The organism is Candidatus Poriferisodalis sp. (assembly GCF_965205175.1).
Lineage (GTDB): Bacteria > Actinomycetota > Acidimicrobiia > Acidimicrobiales > Poriferisodalaceae > Poriferisodalis.
In genome coordinates, this window is the sequence record NZ_OZ242038.1 from 2,313,374 (window position 1) to 2,332,630 (window position 19,257).

Below are 19,257 nucleotides of genomic sequence, written 5' to 3' on the forward strand. Positions count from 1 at the left end.
GGGTGTGGGCAGGGGCCTCCGTGCTCAAACAGCTGCGACGCAATTGTTGAACGCGCGGGGTGGGTGGCGTCGCAGAACTGCGCGCGGAGGCCCCTGCCCACACTCCGCCCTCGTTGGTGAGACCGCACGCCCCGAACGGCGGGTGCTGCTCGGTCGTTCGCCGTTCCGCTGCCCACGCTCCGCCCTCGTCGGTGGGACCGCTCGCCCCCGAACAACGGGCGCCGGTGGGTTGTTCGCTGCTTGAGCGCGTTGTCGCCGGTGGGACCGCTCACGTCCGACATCGGGTGCTGCTCGGCCCCCCGGCGGTTTGCCTGGCCGCGTTCCGCCCTGGTTGGTGAGATCGTTCGCCGCCCGCCAGATGCAGGCTCGCGGTGACCGCACCAGCCTGTCGAGCTGTCCAACAGCCGGCTGCCGGCCGGCGCGGGGCGCGCTCGGCCGGCGCGGCGGGCGACTGCGGCTATGAGGCTTTGGTCCACCAGTGGGTGCGGCGGATGGGGGACCAGCGGTTGCAGGCCTCGGAGTAGGCCACGACGCTTGCCCGCAGCCGATACCCCGCCCCTGCTGCGTGGCCGGTGAGCGTCACGGTGCGTGTCAGGGTGGGACTGTTGGACTCGAAGGTGCCTGCGGTGACGCGTTCGCCGGTGGTCATGTTCACCACCTCATAGGCGTAGCGGACGCGTCTGGCGAAGTGCGGCTCCCCCGGGCGGGTGTACGCGCAGCGAGAGTCGCGGCGCGCGTCGCTGATCGCAGCCGGCTTGGCCCAGGTGACAGTCACACGGTCGCGTCTGGACGTGTCCACGCTCAGGTCCCGCACCGGCGTCGGCGCCGCCAACGGACGCTTGGGCACCGCAGGCGGGTCGCCTGTGGCGGTCACAGCGAACGTGCGGGCGGCGGGCGGGGAGAAGCTCCAGCACGCTGCGCTGTAGGCGTGCACCTCCACCGTGTACCCGACGCCGGGCGTCAGTCCGGTGACCAGCCAGCTCGTGACGCCTGAGAGCACCAGCGACTCCGCCGCCACACGCCCCTTGCTGTCGCGTATGCGCACCAGATACCCCGACGCCCCGCAAGCGCCGCCTGCGGGCGCAGACCACGACACCAACAGCACGCCGCCCCCCGACACAGTGCGCACCCCCGACGGCGCCCACGGCCTCCCCGACACCGACACACCACCAGAACCACCGCCGCCCGAGCCTCCGCCCGAACCGCCGCCCGAGCCGGAGCCGCCGCCGCCAGAACCGCCTCCGCCTCCGGAGGGGACCCTCGGCGCCGCCGTCGTAGCAGTCGCAGCAGTCGTCGTCGTAGCACCAGCCGTCGTGGTCGTCGCAGCAGTGGTGGTCGTTGTCGTGGCAGCAGTAGTCGTGGTGGTGGTGGTTGTTGTGGCGCCGACGGTGTGGGTGGCCCAGTCCGACCACGGTCCCCACCCGTTGGTGTTGCGGGCCTGGATGCGCACCCGCCACCTGCCGTTGCCGATCGCCCCGACCGGGCCCCACGCCGCGGACGTCGTGGAAGCACCCGAGCTGGTGATGTTCACCTGCCCCGACCGCGACCCCGCCGGGGTCTCCCACTGGCGACGGTACAAATTGATCGTCGCATCGTTCGGGTTCGTCCACGTCATGTCGAACAGATTCGACCCCGCACGCCGCGAGAACGACAGCCCCGTCGGCTTCGCCGGCACCCCCGCCGCAACCGTCGTCGACACAGAAGTCGTGGACGTCGAGGTGGACGTGCTGCTGGTGGCGGACGTGGTGGTGGTGGCGGTCTCGCCCTCGCCTATGCGGGCGCTCACCCAGTCCGACGCGGCGCCCTCGCCGTTCGCGTTGAGGGCCTGCACACGCGCCCTCCAGGTCCCGTCGCCGATGCCCCCGCTCGGAGTGAACGCCACCGTAGTCGTCTCCGCGTCCGAGCCCGACACCGTCAACCACCCCAACTCCGTCCCGTCCGGTTTCCGATACCTGTACCGCCAGCTCGTGATCGACGAATCACCCGGATCGGACCACGACAGATCGAACGTGTTCGTCCCCGCACGCCGCTCCAACGTCACCCCCGACGGCTTCGGCGGCAACCGATCCGACGAACCCCCGCCCGAGGAGCCCTCGTCGTCGTCCACGATCACGAACGCCGCCCACCCCAGCACCGCCCCAACGTCCTCGTCCTGATACGCGGGACGCAGGTACACCGACTCGTGCCTGTCCTCGTCGACCTCGTCGCCCAGCACACCCAACACCAACGAACCCTGCGTCTCCCCCCGGGCGATGCTGATCGTGTCCCCGTTCGGCCAGCAGTAATCCGCACCCGACGACGGCGAACTGCACGACGTCGACGAATCGTAATTCGAGTTCACCGTCGCCGTCTGACCCGACACCGCCCTCACCCTCACCGACCGGCCCCCCACCGGCGCAGCCTCAGGCAACGTCACCGACAACGTCACATTCTTCGTCCCCGAATCGCCCTCCGTCACCAACACCGGACTCGCACGCGCCACGATCACATTGCCCGCCGTCCCCGGCGCGTCGCTGAACGGCTCGGTCTCCTCGCCGTTCCCCGCATCGTTCACCGCCCGAATCTTCACCCAACTCGCCGCAGACGCAGGCGCCAAAAACGTCACCGTCGACGCACCAGAATTCGGAATGTCCACCCACGCCGTCGAATCCCTCGCAGCCTGACGAGTGTTCGTCGCAGTCGGCAACACCACGTACTGATACTTCGAAATCGACGAATCACCAGGATCCACCCACAACAACCGCAACCCACCCACACCCCGCACAACCACAAAACCCACCGGCACCTCCGGCACCGGCGAATTCGCACCATCATCATCAACAATCAACAAACGAACGGTGCCTTCCAGAAAAGGCGTCCCGAAGGACTTCGCCTGTATGATCACAGCTTCTGTCTTGGCTTCCTCGGTGGTGTCCGCCCGCACGCCGATTACCAAACTGCCCGTGGTCTGCCCCTGCGCGATACTGATCGTCTTCCCGTTCGGGAAACAGACGTCAGCCGTCGCCGGGTTCGGCGCAGAACACGACGTCGACCCGGCATTGCTGTTCCACGTCCCGAGGTCGCCGTCGGATGGCGCCGCATAATCCAATACGACGCTGCGGCCGACCGACGTCGTCGTCGCAGACGGCAACACCACCGTCAACGTCACCTCCGTCGTGTCCGAGTTGCCCTCAACCACCGTCGACGGCTGCGCCGAGACGCTGATCGTGTTCGCCGACGTGCCCGCAGTGTCGCTCCGCACAGTCGACTGCGGACCCCCGCCCGCTGCATTCACCGCCCGAATCTTCACATAAATCGTGCCGGTGCCCGTCAACGTCGCCGAAGTAGTCGACGCACCCGAATTCGCTATGTCCACCCAGCTCGTCGAATCCGTCACCGTCTGCACAGCGGAACCCGCCACGTACTGATACTTCGTGATCGTCGAATCCCCCGGATCAGACCAATACCACCCGACACCGCCCGCGAAACTGTACACGACAAAACCCGTAGGCTTCGCCGGCACCGAAGCCTGACCGGCCACACCCACCGGCACCAACACCACCGACGCCGCAACAACGACTACACCAACCAGCCCCCACAACACACCACCACGGCGCCCACCAACCCCAGCCGCGGCACGCGGCCGCTCAACCAGCCAACCAGGCACCCGACCCCCCCCCCCCCGCAGAGGTGGCTCACCAAGCTCGCAACACGACCATCACCCGACATCGACACACCCTCCATCCGGCCGGCACTCCTGGGCACCTTCGACGAGACACCCTGTACGCAACACACAATCTACCCACATCGACCGCAGCACGGCACGCTGCACCCCTGAAACTGCCCATGCAGGCCCACCCGATACCGCCTGCAGCGACCACGTCCTCAGCCGAGTGCTCCTTCGGCTGCCGCTTGTGCGATCTGCTCGTCGGTCAGACCGAGCTCGCCGCTCAGGACGTCGAAGGTGTGCTGGCCGAGCGTGGGCGCCGCGAACCGCGGGCCGTGCTCGTAGCCCACGATCTGGTACTGATGACCCGAGTACGGCACGGTTCCCATCCGGGGGTGCTCCAGCCAGCGGTGGAAGCCGCTGTGCAGGTACTGAGGGTCCGCCAGCAGGTCGCTGCTGCGCTGCACCATGCCCGCAGCGATGCCCGCTTCTGCGAGCCGCCGTTCGAGCTTCACGGCCTGTTGGGTCGCGGTCCAAACGGAGATGCCGTCGTCGATGGCATCGTGGGCGGCCAGACGGCCCTCCAGCGACAACAGTTCCCGCGCCTGTGCCCAGCGCGGCGCACTCATCAGCTCCACCAGTGTCTGCCACTGCGCATCGTCGGCAATCGTGATGGCGCACCACTGGTCGTCGCCCGCGCACGGATACACGCCCTGCGGCGCCACGTCGGGATCCCGATTGCCGTTGCGGGTGGCCGCCGTGCCGCTGTGGGCGTAATCGGCGAGCTCGGGCGCCAGGAACTGCAGGCCGCATTCGAGCTGTGCTGCCTCGATGACGCAGCCCTCGCCCGTGCGGCGCCGGCGATCCAGCGCCGCGAGCAGCGTGGCGGTGATGATGCGCGGCGAGATGGTGTCGGTGTAGGCCAGGTACGGCCCGTCGGGCGGCAGATCAGGCCAGCCCACGACGGGATAGTAGCCGGCGATGGCCGCCGCGTGGTAGCCGAAGCCGCCCATCTTGGAGAGCGGGCCGCCGCTGGCGAGCAGCGACGTGTGGACCACGACGGCCGTCGGATTCAGCTCCGCGATGAGCGGGTCGTCGGCGATGTTGCGAGCGAAGGTGCCCGGCGTCCAGGATTCCACCACCACGTCAGCCCAAGCGATCATGCGGCGCGCGATGTCGGCGCCGGCAGGCGTCTTGAGGTCGATGTCGATGCTGAGCTTGGAGGTGTTGAAGCTGCCGAAGAAGTGCGCCATGTCGACGTCCACCACGTCGTCTTTGAACGGCGGATTCGCACGCAGGCCGTCGATGCGACCGCTGGATTCGATCCGCACCACCGTCGCGCCGTGGTCTGCGAGGGCCTTGGCGGTGATCGGGCCGACGCCGATCCAACTGAAGTCCGCCACCTTGAGCCCGGCGAACGGCAGCTTGCTCGTTCCGATGCTCCGCTGCGCTGCGGCGCTCGCCGGTACAGCAGCCGTCTCGCCGCCGGCGAGTCCGACGGATTCGTGGGCCTGAGCGGCTTCCCGGCGAATGACGTTGCCGTGTTCATCGAGGCGAGGCGGCCTCGGAGGTGTGCCGATGCGGACGCCGTCGATCGTCACCGGCCCGCCGGGCACCTCCACCTCTTCGGTGCCTGCAGTGCCGGCGAGCTCAGCCGTGCGCCAGAAGCCGCGCACCCGCAGGTGCTCGAATTCCGCTAGGTCGGCCACGGTGTGGATCGGAGCGATGGTCTCGCCTAGCTCCACCGACCTTTCGAGCAGTGCAGCGTTCGTGTGGCGCCGGCACAGTTCTGCCATCGCCTCGTAGAGCTCGTCGAAAGTGCGACTGACCGGCTCGCCTTTCGAGGCGCGCACATCGTAGGTATCCCAGTCTTCCGCACGCCAGCTCTCGTCGGCGAGCCCTTCCTCGATGTACCACTCCAGCAGCCGGCCGGTCGCCACGCCTCGTGCAATGCCGATCGCCCATCCGTCTTGGGTGCGATAGCGCATCTGCAGCGGGGCAGTGAGATTCACCACCGTGCCCGAGCGCTGGAAGTCCCGGCCGCAGATGGCATGGGCGGTCATGGCGTTCAGCAGCGTCCACGTCATGGCGGCCTGCGCGGACACGCAGACGTGCTGTGCAGTGCCGCACGCTCGCATGCGAGCATGAGCGACCAGCCCCGCAACGGCAGCTTCGGCACCCGCATGACGCCACGCCTGCGGGATGGAGGCCTTGACCGGCGCCCGCTCCGCGACGCCTTGCATGTGCGCGGCGCCGCCCAGCGCCGCCAGCGACAGCTCACTGGCGGCGTCGGCGCTGCGAGGGCCGTCGCCTCCGAAGGGCGTGACTTGCACGTGAACCAGCTGCGAGTTGAGCAGCCGCAGGTGGTCATGTGTGTACGCCACCTCGGCAAGCGTGCCCGGCACACCTGACTCGTAGACGAAATCGGCGAGCGTCACCAAGCGCTCGAAGACGGCACGGTCGTTGGCTTCGCGCAGGTCGAGCACGATGGAGCGCTTGTTGGAGTTGTAGGCGCAGAACTGCCAGCTGCCCCGATCCTCCGTGGCGGGGCCGGCTGGTCTTCGCGGCAGCGCTGCGCGAGCAGGCGTGCCGCCCGGCGGCTCCACCTTGATCACGTCGGCACCGAGCTCGCCCAGCAGCCACGGACCGAACTCGCCTCGGTGATCGGTGAGATCGAGCACGGTCATGCCGGCGAGCGGCACCGCTGAGGAGTCGCATGTGGCATCGAGCGCACTCATGGATCTCTCACCCCGCCCTGCCGACGCACCGTGCAGCGCGATCGGCACCAAGTGACGATACGCCAGCAGCCACCGTGAGACAGCAGCGAAACATCCGTCGGCCAAGACGCAACTAGCTTGTCCCGATGGCCGACGCTCCCTCGCCGCGGCAGCAAGGATCGCCGCCGGAGCTGAGTGACTGCTTGCTGGAGCGGATTCGTGCCGGCGGCTCTCACAGCGACGCTGAGCGAACTCCCGATGCAGGGGTGATCGCGGAGCTGGCCCGCTGCGGGCTGATGCGCCTGCTGGTGCCTTCCGAGCTGGGGGGACGCGGCTGCCACCCCGGCGAGTTCGTCGAGTTCGCCCGACGGATCGCCCACGAGCACCCCTCGACGGGCTGGGTCGCCATGACCTGCAATGAGGAAGCGGAGATATTCGCCTCCCACTTCGACGCCGCGACAGTGTCAGCGTTCTATGGCGCCGACCCGAACGCGGTCATTGCGGGATCAGGCGTGCCCAAGGGCGTCGCCCGGCCGACAGACTGCGGGTGGATCGTGGACGGCCGATGGCCGTTCGTGAGCGGGTGTGCGGCCGCCGACTGGTGGATCCTGACGTGTCTCGTGGACGGCCCCCGCCCCCGGCAGCTGTGCTACGTGCTGATTCGCGCCGACGCTGACCTGATCGACGACACGTGGCACACCGTGGGCCTGCGGGGCACCGGCAGCCACGATGTCGTGCTGAGCGAGCGCTTCGTGCCCGCCGAGTGGGCCGCGGTGGTCGACAGCTTCGCCTTGCCCAAGCCCAGCGGGCACCCGTGGTACCGACTGCCCTCGGGACTGCGCTTCCCGTTCCCGAAGACCGGCGTGGCGGCGGGCATCGCAGAGCGTGCGCTGGCGGAGTTCACCGAGCTGGCGGGTTCCAAGACGCCGTTGTTCGAGCACTCGTCGCTCGCCCACCGCGCCGAGGCGCAAACCGGCATCGCGCGTGCCACCGCACTGGTCGGCGCCGGCCGCGCCTTCGTGGACGCGATGCTGGAGGAGGTTTGGCAGGCTGCCTCGGCCGGCGGCGAAGCGGTGCCGGCCGGCCTGCACGCTCGGGCGCGCTTGGCATGCTCGTGGAGCGTGCAGAACTGCATCGCAGCAGCGGAGATCTTGGCGAATGCTGCAGGCAGCACCGCGAACTACACGTCGTCGCCGCTCGGCGGCTTGCTGAACGACGTGCGCGCGGTCGCGGGCCACTTCATGGTGGGCAGCCACCAGATGGACACCGCCGGGCGAGTGCTGCTGGGCCTCGACCCGGGCGACCCCCGCTTCTGAGCGCCGGTGCTTGTCACCTAGGCCTGTCGAAGGAGACCCCCCACATGAGACCGTTCGAGTAGGACCAGCCGAATGAGACCCATCGAATGAGACAATTCGAGAGCCGCATCGACACCCGCAGCGACGAGTTCGAAACCAACACCGCGGCCTACGCCGGCCTGCTCGCCGTGCTGCGCGAGCGACAGCAGTTCGCCATCTGCGGGGGCGTCGGCAGAGCCCGCTCCATCGAGCGTCACCACAGCCGAGGCAAGATCCTGCCGCGGGATCGCATCGATCTGATCTGCGACACCGATACGCCGTTCCTGGAACTGTCCACGCTGGCGGGCTGGGAGATGTACGACAACAGCGCCCCAGGCGCAGGCATCGTCACGGGCATCGGCGTGGTCTGCGGGGTGCCGTGGATGTTCATCGCCAACGACGCCACTGTCAAAGGCGGATCGCTGCTGCCGGTCAGCATCAAGAAGCACGTGAGAGCCCAGGACATCGCCGCGGAGAACGGCCTCGGCGTGATCTACCTGGTGGACTCCGGCGGGGCGTTCCTGCCGCTGCAGGACGACATCTTCCCCGACAAGGACCACTTCGGCGGCAGCTTCTACCGCCAAGCCCGACTGTCGGCCCAAGGCCTGCCGCAGCTCTCGGTGGTGCTGGGCGGCTGCACGGCCGGCGGTGCGTACGTGCCGGCGCTGAGCGACGAAGTGATCATGGTGACCGGCATCGGCCGCATCTACCTCGGCGGCCCCCCGATCGTGAAGGCCGCCCTCGGCGAGATAATCGAACCCGAGGACTTGGGCGGAGCTGCGCTGCACACCCGCGTCTCGGGCGTGTCGGACTACATGGCGCCCGACGAACGAGCCGCATACGGCAAGCTGCGCGAGCTCTGCGCGGCGTCCAATCAGCGGCCGGCGGATCACCGCGAGGGCTGGCTGTCGTGGGAGGCGCCGGCGCCTCCCGCCTACGACGCCTCGGAGATCTACGGCATCATCTCCGCCGACGACCGCATCGGCTTCGATGCACGCGAGATCATCGCTCGCCTGGTGGACGGCGCCCGCTACGCCGAGTTCAAGCCCGACTGGGGCACCCACATCGCCTGCGGCTTCGCTCGCATCTGGGGCCATCTCGTCGGCGTCGTCGCCAACAACGGCATCATCTTCTCGTCCGACGCGCTCAAGGCCGCCCACTTCATCGAGCTGTGCGAGCAGCGCCGAGTGCCGCTGCTGTTCCTGCAGAACACCACCGGCTACATGGTGGGCAGCGACTCCGAGGCTGCCGGCATCGCCAAGCACGGGGCCAAGATGGTGGCTGCAGTGGCGAACGCCACCGTGCCGCGCTACACCGTGCTCATCGGCGGTTCCTACGGAGCGGGGAACTACGGCATGTGCGGACGAGGCTTCCACCCTCGGCTGCTGTTCGCCTGGCCCAACAGCCGCATTGCGACGATGTCGGCCGAGACAGCGCAGACCGTGCTCGTGGACATCAGACTGGCGGGGATGCGCGGCCACGAGACCACCGAGGCTGAGATCGCTGCGATGCGGGCCGAGGTGGCCGACCAGTACGAGCGCCAGAGCGACCCGTACTACGCCACGGCGCGACTGTGGGACGACGGGCTCATCGACCCGGCCGACACACGCGACGCGCTCGGGCTCTGCCTGTCGTTGGCCGCACGCCAGGATGCCCCCGCCGCGGGCAACGGCATCGTGTACCGGATGTAGCAAAGCGGTGCGCCTGCGATGAACCAGACACTCTCGAAAGCCATACTGTGAAGCTGCTGGTCGCCAATCGGGGCGAGATCGCCAGCCGGGTGTTCGCCACGGCTCGACGGCTGGGCTGGCGCACGGCGGCGGTCTTCGCCGAGCCGGACCGCCACGCCCCGTTCGTGCGTGACGCAGACGAGTCCTGCTGCATCGGCCCAGCCGCGCTGGAGCACTCCTACCTCGACGTCGAGGCGCTGCTGAACGCGGCGACGCGCATGGGCGCGCACGCCGTGCATCCCGGTTACGGCTTCCTGTCGGAGAATGCGGGCCTTGCCCGGGCGGTCATCGACCGCGGGCTGGTTTGGGTGGGGCCGCATCCAGACGCCATCGCTGCGATGGGCGCCAAGATCGAGGCGCGTGCGCTGGCGCAGGCCGCCGGAGTGCCGATCATCCCGGGCGCCAGCGAAGGCGACCTGGCCCGCGCCGCAGCGCAGATCGGATTCCCGGTGATGGTCAAGGCCTCGGCCGGGGGCGGCGGCAAGGGCATCCGGATCGTGCGCTCGGCCGGCGCATTCGAGGCTGCGCTGGGAGAGGCGCGCACCGAGGCCATGCGCTCGTTCGGCGATGACCGGATGATCGTCGAGCGCTGCATCGAGCGGCCGCGCCACGTGGAGGTGCAGGTGGTCGGCGACCGCCACGGCGAGGTGATCCACCTTGGCACCCGCGACTGTTCCTCGCAGCGACGCTTCCAGAAGCTGGTGGAGGAAGCACCGGCGCCGAATCTGCCCGCTGCTGCCCGCGAGGGCTTGACCCGGGCCGCCGTCGCCCTCGCTCGGCACATCGGCTACGACAACGCCGGAACGGTCGAGTTCGTCGTGGATGCCGACAGCGGCGAGTTCTTCTTCCTGGAGATGAACACTCGGCTGCAAGTCGAGCATCCGGTCACCGAGGCCGTCACCGGCCTGGACCTGGTGGAGCTGCAGCTGCGAGCAGCGACCGGTGGGCCGCTGGGACTAGCCCAAGACGACGTCTGCTGGCGCGGCCACAGCATCGAGGTGCGCATCAACGCGGAGGACCCGCACGACGGCTTCACTCCCCGCGCCGGGCCGGTCGCATGCGTCTCGGTGCCCGACCGGGTTCGATGGGACACGTCGGTGACCGCAGGCAGCGAGGTATCGCCGTACTACGACCCGATGCTGGCCAAGCTGATCGTCACGAGCACCGACCGCGAGTCCGCGCTGGACGAACTGGGTGCTGCGTTGGACCGGCTCGTGCTCGGGCCAGTGCCGACGAACGCGGGCTTCCTGCGCTGGCTGATCGACCAGTCGGCGCTGCGGGCAGGCGACATGACCACGAACGCGCTCGACGCGCTCGGCATCGACGGGCTGCCGGATCCGCCGACGAGCGCTGAGGCAGCACCCGCAGCGGCTGCGGCCTGGCTCGCGCATGAGCGGGCCCTGCGCTCTGCGGCGGCTGGGAGCAGTCCGTGGGCTGCATTGAGCGGATTCCGGCTGACTCCCCACACGTCGCAAGCCGTCGTGATGCTGCGGGATGCGGCCGGGCAACTCCATGAGGTGTCCGCCGAAGCAGTGGCCGCAGCCGGCGACCGCCTCTGGGCCACGGCTGTCAGCACGACACGCGAGGCCACGTCATTCGACGCGGCAGCGAGTACACCAGCCAACGTGCCTGTCAATGTGCCTGTCAATGTGGCAGTCAACGTGGCTGGGCACACCGTCACCTTCGAGGTGCCCGAGCGGTCCGATGCGTGGGCAGCGGATGCATCGGCTGGCGCGGGATCGGTGAACGCCATCACTGCGCCCTTCCCCGCCGTCGTCGTGGAGGTGGCGGTATCGATTGGCGCCGCGGTCGCGGCAGGCGACACGATCGTGGTGGTGGAAGCGATGAAGATGCTGCATTCGCTCACTGCGAGCGGCGCAGGCATCGTCGCCGACATCCACTGCCATCCCGGCGACGCCGTCGAGGCGAACCAAGTCCTCGTCAGCTTCCAGGACGCGACCAGCAGTTGAAGCGCCCGCGCAACGAGAGTGCCGGGTGGGCGTAGGGTTCAACCCATGGCTGCAGACGCCACGAGCGCACCGCTGGACGGCGCCCGACTCGACAACGCTCAGTTCGGCGGCGAGAGCGTCGGCACGCTCACGGGCATTGCCGTGCATCCGATCAAGGGCTGCCGGCGCGTGGAGCTGAACACGGCCGCAGTGACCGCGACCGGCCTCGACGGCGACCGCGCCTGGCAGGTGGTCACCGCTCCCGACGAGGCGGGCGCTTTCGGCCAAGCCGTCACGCAGCGCAGCAACGCTGTGCTCGCCACCGTCGTGCCGCTCCCCACCGGCGATGGCCTGACCGTCAGCGCACCCGATGTCGGCACCATTCACGTGCAGCGGCCCGAGACCAACGACGTCGTCGTCCATTCGCTGATCGGCGACGAAGTGGCATGCGCCGACGCCGGAGACGAAGCCGCCGAGTTCTTCAGCGACGTGCTCGGCTTCCCGGCCCGGCTCGCAGCACTGACGCCCGAAACGTCACGGCCGGTGCGATTGTTCCGAGGGCGCTTGGCCGGCTTCGCCGACGCAGCCCCGGTGCTGGTCGCCAACACCGCTTCGCTCGACGACCTCGTGGCCCGAGCAGCCGAGCCGTTCGGCATCGAACGATTCCGCGCGAATCTGGTCGTCACCACCGATCAGCCGTGGGTTGAGGATACGTGGACCGCGTTCTCCATAGGGCCGGCGCAGCTGGCAGCGCGCGTGGCGTGGCCGCGGTGTGCTGTCCCGCAGATCGACCAGGACACCGGCAAACGCCACCGCGAACCGGCGCTGGTGCTGCGCGAGCACCGCTGGTGCTCCAACGCGGAGGGCTACTCGCCAGGCATGCGCTCGATGCTGGAAGGCAATGCCATCTTCGGCATCGCCTGCACCATCGATCCCGACGGAGCGCAGGTGTCGGTCGGCGACCCGGTCACCGTCACCGCCACCGGCGCGCCACTGCTGGCGCCGCCGCGCTAGAGCTGCCGCACGGCGGGCCGCGCCGACGCTCCAAGACTGCGCGCAATTGCTGTGCACTCGTGTCGTGCAGACATGTCCGGCTGTGCTAACCGTCGGAACGGAGTACGCCTCGCTTGGTGAGGTCTGCGATCTGCTCGATGGTGGCGCCGATCTCGGCCATGATCTCGGCGTTGTCCGCACCTTGGGCGGCTGCCGGCCGCAGCGCCGCCGTGGACTGCCCGTCGAATTTCCACGGCCCCCGCATCAGGCGCAGCTCGCGCCCTTCGGTCTCGACCGTGTAGTACGGCTGGACTGCCTCGGCCCATTCGGTGTCGAGCGCCTCGCCCGACGTCCGGATGCGACCGACGGCCAAGCCGCCCGCTCCGGAAACCTGATGCTCGAGTTCGTCGATGCCGGCGAAGGTGCGAATCCAAGCTGCGACCTCCGTCATCAGCTCGTCGTAGTGCTCCCTGCGCAGCTCCGGCGTCGTGTAACGGGGGTCTGCCTTGAGGTCGTTGCGGCCCATCATCGTGCAGTAACGGCCGAACGCGGGAGTCCACACCGGTGATGCGGCAATGGTGATCAACGAGCCGTCCGCCAGCTCGAAGATCGGCGACTCGGGTGCGCTCAGCGCTGCTGGCTCCCCCATCGGGTCCAGCTCGTTGGCCTCCATGTGCAACCGCTCGTTCACCGAGAGCATCGTGGCCATCATCGAGACATCGGCATGACTGCCGCGCCCGGTCACGCTGCGCTGGAACAGCCCGGCCACCGCAGCTAGCGCACCTTGGACGCCCGTATAGAGGTCGGCTTGGCTGGTCGAGTCCGTCGTCGGACGAGCCAGCAGATCCCCATAGTGCCGGAGATGAGTGGCTGTGGATCCGCTCTCGGCTTGCACCGTGGGAGCGAACGCGGGACGCGACGACCACGGATTGTCCTGGCCGTAGCCAGAGATGGACACGTACACGACGGCAGGATTGACGGCGCTCACCGACTCGTAGTCCAACCCGAACGTCGCCATCGTGCCGGGCCGGTAGTTCTCGACGATGACGTCCGCACGGCGGCACAGTTCGAACACGGCGGCGCGTCCTTCGGGGAAATTGAGGTCGATGCTCAGGTTCCGCTTGCCGCCGTTCAACTGCAAGTAATAGCCCGAAGTGGCACCAGCGGTGGGCGATGCTGCCCGGGCGATGTCGGACGCGGGCGGTTCCACTTTGGTCACGGACGCGCCCATCTCGGCGAGGATCCGTGTAGCCGTCGGGCCGGCGAGCACCCGTGTGAAATCGACCACCGAGATGCCTGTCAGCGGAGCTGCGTGGGCCACTGTGCCCGACCCGGCTGCCTCGTCCGCGTTGTCGCACGGTCCGCTCACGATGTCAACACTCCCGTCGTTCAGTTGCCCTCGAACACCGCTGTGCCTGGACCGTCGGCAAGCATTGCCCGCGTGCCGCGACCCACGTCATTCGACGCCCACATCGTCGCGAGCTCGTCGCTGAGCGCCAAGTCGGCAGCCCGTGTGCCTTGGCTGACAGCAATATTGACGATCCGCTTGATGACTCCCAAGGCGACGGTGGGCCCGGCCGCCAGTTGACGTGCCAGCGACATCGAGGCAGTTTCCAGATCGCTGTCGGGCACCACCAGGTTCACCACGCCGAGCCGCTCCAGTTCCGCGGGCCGATAGCGACGGCCGAGCATGGTGATCTCACGCGCCCGGGCCGGACCCGCTCGCGCCACCAAGCGCTGGACTGCGCCCAGCAGAGGCACGAGCCCCAACGTCACCTCCACAGCACCCACCTGAGCCGACTCGCCCGCCACGATCATGTCGCACGTCAGCGCCAGCTCGAATCCGCCGCCGAGCACGGCACCGTGTATCGCGGCCACGGTCGGCACCGGGATCGATTCGAGCCGTTGAAGCACGGCCGCGGGGTCGCCTGCAGTGCCGTTGTCGGGTCCGAGCGCCGCTACATCGGCGCCGGCACAGAAATGACGCAGATCGCTGCGCACCAGGATTGCGCGCGCTCCAGCAGCTACTGCGTCTTCTTGCGCGGTGCAGTAGCGCTCGATGAACTCGTCGCCGATCAGGTTGTGCGGCGGATGAGACAGCGTCACCACGCCGACCGCCTGGTCATGTCGCAGATGGATCATCAGCGCCTCCGAACACGCATGCGATGCCGATCAGACCAGTTCGTTGAGCACCTCGTCGGTGTGCTCGCCGAGGAGGGGCGCCCGCTTCCAGGCCCACCAGTCGCCGTCGGTGGTGAACGGCGACCCGGGCACGGTGAAGCTGCCGAGCACCGGGTGTTCCTCAGTGCGCCACCAGCCCACGGCATCGAGGTGCGGGTCGTGGCGCAGGTCGCCCACGGTGTTGACCGGGGTGATCGGGATGCGTCGCCGCTGGCCTTCGATGAACAGCTCCTGCTTGGTGAAGCGGGTCGTCAGCTCCTCCACCCAGGCATCCACTGCCTCCAGCGCTTCGCGCCGCACCACGATGTCGACGAAGATGTCGTCCAGAATCCCTTCATTGCCCGTGACCTCGTGGACCCACTGGGCCACAGCGTTCCAGTGCGTCGGCTGGATGGCGATGATTGCCACATGGCCGTCCGATGCCGGATACAGGCCCATCGGGCTCGTGACAGGACGCCGGTTGCCGGCGCGCGGCCGCGGCACCTGATCGTCCAAGTACAGCGGCACGCCTGTCTCCGGCGACAGCCACAGGCCCACCTCCTGCAACGACAGATCGATGGTCTGGCCAACGCTCGGGCCAGAGTTCTGCGTCGATGCCGCCTCACTCGCTGCGACAGCCTGATCGCGCGCCCGCAGCGACAGCATCGAGCCGATCACCGCATGCAGCGATGCAGCATGCATCAGCACGCCGATTTCTCCTGCCGGCGCCAGAGGCGGGCCGTGCGGAAAGCCCACGGTCGAGGCCAGCCCGCACGACGCCCAGCCGACGAGGTTGGACGACTGCCAGTGGCGGCGAGGTCCGGTCATGCCGAACGGCGTGATCGACACCCACGTCAGGCGTGGGAAGCGCTTGACGATGCCGGCGATGCCGAGACCGCCCTGGCCGCTGTCGGCCAGCCACGGGTAGCTCTCCTGGATGTGCGGCAACGCGTCGTCGAGGACGACGTCCGCGGTGCCGATCAGGCCGACCAGCGCTGCGGCACCGTCCGGGTGGGTCGGGTCCAGCACCACGCTGCGCTTCGTCGCGCCGAAGTAGGCCCACCACAGGCTGGCTTCGGGTCCTTGGTGACCCGGCGCCAGCGGCGGCATGCGCCGGATGGGATTGCCCTCAGTCGGCTCCACGCAGATCACGTCCGCTCCCAGCGCCGCCCACACTCGAGTTCCGTATGCACCCAACAGGCCGGTGAGATCGAGCACACGCACGCCGCTCCACGGCCCGCGCCCGTCGGCGCCTGCACCGACGGTTGGCGCGGCACGAGCTGCGTTGCCGCCACCTGCGCCGCCGCCTTTGCCGTTGCTGCCTGCGCTCACTGCCTGCCGCCTGGCGCGTTGCCCTCGCCGTCATAGAACTCGGCGAAGCCCAGCTCCTCGTACCAGCGGTCGAACGGACGCTCAAGGACAGTCTCGGGCCGAGCATCGGTGAATGCCGCGCCGTCGGTGACCAGCTGCGCCACCTCGGCATCGGAGTAGCCGATCTCGGACAGCACGTCCACGGTGTCGCCGCCCATGTTGGGGCCGGCCCGCGCCACGTACGGCGGGGTTCGGCTCATGCGCAGCGGATTGCGCACGAACAGGTCCCGGCCCAGCCTCGGGCTCGGCGCCACCGAGTACGGGCGCCGATCGTGGACTTGCGCGTCGGTCATCACGCCCCGATGGTCCAGCACCTCGTAGGCCGCGACGCCCAGCATCTGCAGTTCTGCGGCTGCTTGCGCCGGGCTCCGCCGCGCAGTCCACGCAGACAGCTCCGCGTCGATCGCGTCGTGATGGCTGATGCGGTCAGCAAGCGTGTCGTGCGGGTACCTCGACAGGGCAGGCCTGCCGCTGCCGTCGTGCGCCTCGATGCTGGACCACTCCGCCAGCTCGGCGAGCGACTGCCACGCCTCGTCGCTGGGCACCTCCACCGCAACCCAGCGGTCGTCGCCGGCGCAGCGGTAGATGCCCGCCGGAGCTGCCCACGGCACCCGGTTGCCATTGCGGCGCGGCTCGGGAACGCCGAGGTCCTGCCCCAGCAGGTACGGCCCCAGGAACGACACGGTCGTCTCGAGCTGGCTGATGTCGATGAAGCGCCCTGCGCCGGTGCGATCGCGTTCGCGCAGCGCCGTTACGATCGCCGCCATGGTGTGCAACCCGCCGATGTAGTCGGGGGGCGCGATCGACGGGATGCCGGCGGGCGCCTCGTGCGGGAAGCCGGTCAGCGCATCCCAGCCCACCAGCGGCGCCTGATTGGGGCCGAAGGCGCGGAAGGAGTAGTACGGCATCGCCGGGTCCACGCCGAAGCCGGTCATGCCCGCGTAGACGATGCTCGGGGACACCTCGGCCACCGACGCGTAGTCCAGGCCGAGTTCGGCGATGCCAGGAGCGGCGAAGTTCGTCAGGAAGACGTCGCAGGTCGCCAGCAGGCGCTTCGCGGCCGCCAGCGCTTCGGGCAGCTTCAGCTCGAGACCGACAGAGCGCTTGCCGCACGACATCTCCGGCACGTACGGGCTCGTGTCGCAGAAGACGTCTGCCAGTTCGGGGTCGCGAGCCCACGCCGAGCCGAAGGCGCGCGCCACATCGGGGTAGCTGCGGGCCTCCACCTTGAAGACCTCGGCACCGTGGTGCGCCATCGCCCTGCCGCAGCACGGCGCCGCTACCGCGATGCTGATCTCGAAGACCCGGACCCCTTCGAGAGGACGCCTGCTCGCGCCGGCGTGCTCGGGCCGGGTCTGGTCGGCCTGGGTCTGGTCGGCCTGGGCCATGTCGGTCAGCACCATGTCTCTGCCCCCCCGTGTCAACCAGCGCCGGCACTGACGACCTTAGATGCAACGAACCTTGAGGGCCAGACGTGGCCGCCGACCGGCGCAACGGCGCCGGCTCGTGCTTCGTGCTAAGACCATGCCCGCAGCGGCACCGTCCGGGGGCCGCCTCGTTGCGAGGAGCAGTGCAACCATGTCAGCAGCCATCTCCGACCGTGACCAAGCCAGCGCATCGCCGACCGAAGTCGTCGAGCGGTTCATCGCGCACATCGAGGCCAAGGATCTCGACGCGGCATCGCAGCTCGTGGCCGACGACGTGTACTACGACAACGTCCCGATCGGCGACATGAACGGCCGCGAGGCGATGCGCGAGTTCCTCGCACCGATGCTGGGCGGCGCCGGTCCGGTGGAGTTCGAGGTCGTCCGCCAGACTTGCACCGGCAACACCGTGATGAACGAACGAGTCGACCGGTTCCACACCGGCTCGGGCCGAAAGATCGAGCTGCCGGTGATGGGCATCTTCGAGGTGAACGGCGGCCTGATCACGTTCTGGCGCGACTACTTCGACAACGCCACCTTCATGCGCCAGGTCAAGGGCAGCTGAGCGATCCGCAGCCGGGCGGTTCGGGGTCGGTGGGTGCCTGCTCGTTCGAGACGATGACCTGGGCGAGGGCTGCGACGCCTTCGTGGATGTCCTCGATGGACAGGCTGCCAAAGCACAGACGCATCCGCCGCGCTCCCCAGGCACGGTCAACGGACCACGCCGCCCCCTCGTTGAACTGGATGCCGCGACTGGCCGCGGGCGCCAGGTAGCGCGCCGTGTCGACGCCGGCCGGAAAGGTCAGCCACACGAAGATGCCGCCCTTCGGATCGGTCACCTGCACCGGTCCGCCCAGCTTGCCTGCGACCGCCGAGCGCGCACCGAAATGCGTGTCCACCGCGTCGCGCATGGCCGCACACTTGGATCCCAGCGTGTTCCGCAGCTCGCGCACATGGTCCACGAAGTGGGCCGAGCAGTACTCGGCCAGCAGCATCTGTTCCACCGCGCCAGTGCCGGCGTCGTCCTTGAGTGCCACGAGCCGGCTCATCACCGGCGGCTCCGCCACCATGAATCCCACGCGCAGCGCCGGCGCAATGGATTTCGAGAACGATCCGCAGTACACGACGCGGCCGACGTCGCTGCCTTCGCGTGCCAGCGCCGCGATGGCGGGCGGGCGGACGCCTTGCCACATCAGATCGGCGTAGCAGTCGTCCTCGAAGATCACCACACCCCAACGCCGCGCGACGTCCAGCACGAGACGGCGGCGCTCGACGGGCATCACCGATCCGGTCGGGTTCTGGACTGTCGGGATGGTGTAGATCAGCTTTGGCAGCCGGCCTTCGTCGGCGAGACGGCCGAGCAGCGCATCCAGCGCTTGGGGCACGATGCCGTCGTCGTCGAGTTCGGCCGGCACCACCGCAGCGCCGGCCCGTCGAAGCCTGCTGAGCATCCCGCCATAGGTCGCCTGCTCAGCGACGACCACGTCGCCCGGCGCCACGAACGTCTCGATGACGAGGTCGAGCGCTTGCAGGGAACCGGAAACCACCAGCACCTCGTGTGAGCCGATGGGCAACGAGGCCTCCGCGGCGAGCTGCGCAGCGAGAAACTCACGCAGCGGCCCATACCCCTGCGGGTTGTCGCCGAGGTTGTAGGTGGCCAGTGCGGACCCGTGCCTGTTGAGCGCGTGGACCGCCGCCTCGGCCAGCCCGCCCACCGGCACGCTCGGCGCATCGTTGTTGCCGCCCACGAAGCTGAAGCGCAACGAGCCGGTCCATGCCGGCGCAGGGCCGGGCAGCCCGGAGGCCATCTTGGAGCGCACATCGAAGGGAGCGTGCGCGAGGTCGTCCTGCGCCGGGTCGTCCTGATTCGTTGCCACGGCGCTGCCCCACGGTTCGTCGGCGGGTGGCGGCCAAGCTAGCCTCAATGGCCGAG

The 19,257-nt window shown here is 68.9% G+C and carries 12 protein-coding genes; 5 read left to right on the forward strand and 7 right to left on the reverse strand.

The window, feature by feature from the left end; all coding sequences use genetic code 11:
• Positions 1–457: 457 nt before the first annotated feature.
• Together ACOGI4_RS10035 and ACOGI4_RS10040 are read right to left on the reverse strand one after the other, a co-directional pair.
• Complete coding sequence (locus ACOGI4_RS10035; RefSeq protein WP_419841536.1) at positions 458–3,475, reverse strand: fibronectin type III domain-containing protein; 3,018 nt, start codon at positions 3,473–3,475, stop codon at positions 458–460.
• 389 nt (positions 3,476–3,864) lie between these two features.
• Complete coding sequence (locus ACOGI4_RS10040; protein WP_419841537.1) at positions 3,865–6,384, reverse strand: CoA transferase; 2,520 nt, start codon at positions 6,382–6,384, stop codon at positions 3,865–3,867.
• Between the two features lie 125 nt (positions 6,385–6,509).
• Here ACOGI4_RS10040 and ACOGI4_RS10045 point away from each other — a divergent pair, with 125 nt between their 5' ends.
• From ACOGI4_RS10045 to ACOGI4_RS10060, 4 genes are all read left to right on the forward strand, one after another.
• On the forward strand, positions 6,510–7,679 hold the full coding sequence (locus ACOGI4_RS10045) for a hypothetical protein (protein ID WP_419841538.1): 1,170 nt from the start codon (positions 6,510–6,512) through the stop codon (positions 7,677–7,679).
• 86 nt (positions 7,680–7,765) lie between these two features.
• Positions 7,766–9,388 (forward strand): carboxyl transferase domain-containing protein, encoded by a 1,623-nt coding sequence (locus tag ACOGI4_RS10050; RefSeq protein ID WP_419841539.1) that lies wholly within the window; start codon positions 7,766–7,768, stop codon positions 9,386–9,388.
• A gap of 47 nt (positions 9,389–9,435) precedes the next feature.
• Positions 9,436–11,397 (forward strand): acetyl/propionyl/methylcrotonyl-CoA carboxylase subunit alpha, encoded by a 1,962-nt coding sequence (locus tag ACOGI4_RS10055; protein ID WP_419841540.1) that lies wholly within the window; start codon positions 9,436–9,438, stop codon positions 11,395–11,397.
• A gap of 45 nt (positions 11,398–11,442) precedes the next feature.
• A complete protein-coding gene (locus ACOGI4_RS10060; RefSeq protein WP_419841541.1) occupies positions 11,443–12,390 on the forward strand; it encodes an MOSC domain-containing protein in 948 nt (315 codons plus the stop codon).
• A gap of 85 nt (positions 12,391–12,475) precedes the next feature.
• Here ACOGI4_RS10060 and ACOGI4_RS10065 read toward each other — a convergent pair whose 3' ends face one another.
• The 4 genes from ACOGI4_RS10065 to ACOGI4_RS10080 are packed head-to-tail and all read right to left on the reverse strand — an operon-like array spanning position 12,476 to position 17,303.
• A complete protein-coding gene (locus tag ACOGI4_RS10065) occupies positions 12,476–13,738 on the reverse strand; it encodes a CaiB/BaiF CoA transferase family protein (RefSeq protein ID WP_419841542.1) in 1,263 nt (420 codons plus the stop codon).
• A 20-nt stretch (positions 13,739–13,758) separates the two neighbouring features.
• Complete coding sequence (locus tag ACOGI4_RS10070) at positions 13,759–14,511, reverse strand: enoyl-CoA hydratase/isomerase family protein (protein WP_419841543.1); 753 nt, start codon at positions 14,509–14,511, stop codon at positions 13,759–13,761.
• Positions 14,512–14,541: 30 nt separating this feature from the next.
• A complete protein-coding gene (locus ACOGI4_RS10075) occupies positions 14,542–15,861 on the reverse strand; it encodes a CaiB/BaiF CoA transferase family protein (RefSeq protein WP_419841544.1) in 1,320 nt (439 codons plus the stop codon).
• A complete protein-coding gene (locus ACOGI4_RS10080; protein WP_419841545.1) occupies positions 15,858–17,303 on the reverse strand; it encodes a CaiB/BaiF CoA transferase family protein in 1,446 nt (481 codons plus the stop codon). The genes ACOGI4_RS10075 and ACOGI4_RS10080 overlap by 4 nt, the downstream gene beginning before the upstream one ends.
• Positions 17,304–17,478: 175 nt before the next feature.
• Here ACOGI4_RS10080 and ACOGI4_RS10085 point away from each other — a divergent pair, with 175 nt between their 5' ends.
• Complete coding sequence (locus tag ACOGI4_RS10085; protein WP_419841546.1) at positions 17,479–17,889, forward strand: limonene-1,2-epoxide hydrolase family protein; 411 nt, start codon at positions 17,479–17,481, stop codon at positions 17,887–17,889.
• On the opposite strand, the gene ACOGI4_RS10090 is transcribed toward ACOGI4_RS10085, so the two are convergent.
• The gene (locus tag ACOGI4_RS10090; RefSeq protein ID WP_419841547.1) at positions 17,876–19,201 is read right to left on the reverse strand and encodes a PLP-dependent aminotransferase family protein; all 1,326 of its coding nucleotides are present in this window, start codon (positions 19,199–19,201) and stop codon (positions 17,876–17,878) included. The two genes, ACOGI4_RS10085 and ACOGI4_RS10090, sit on opposite strands and share 14 nt — an antisense overlap.
• Positions 19,202–19,257 lie beyond the last annotated feature (56 nt).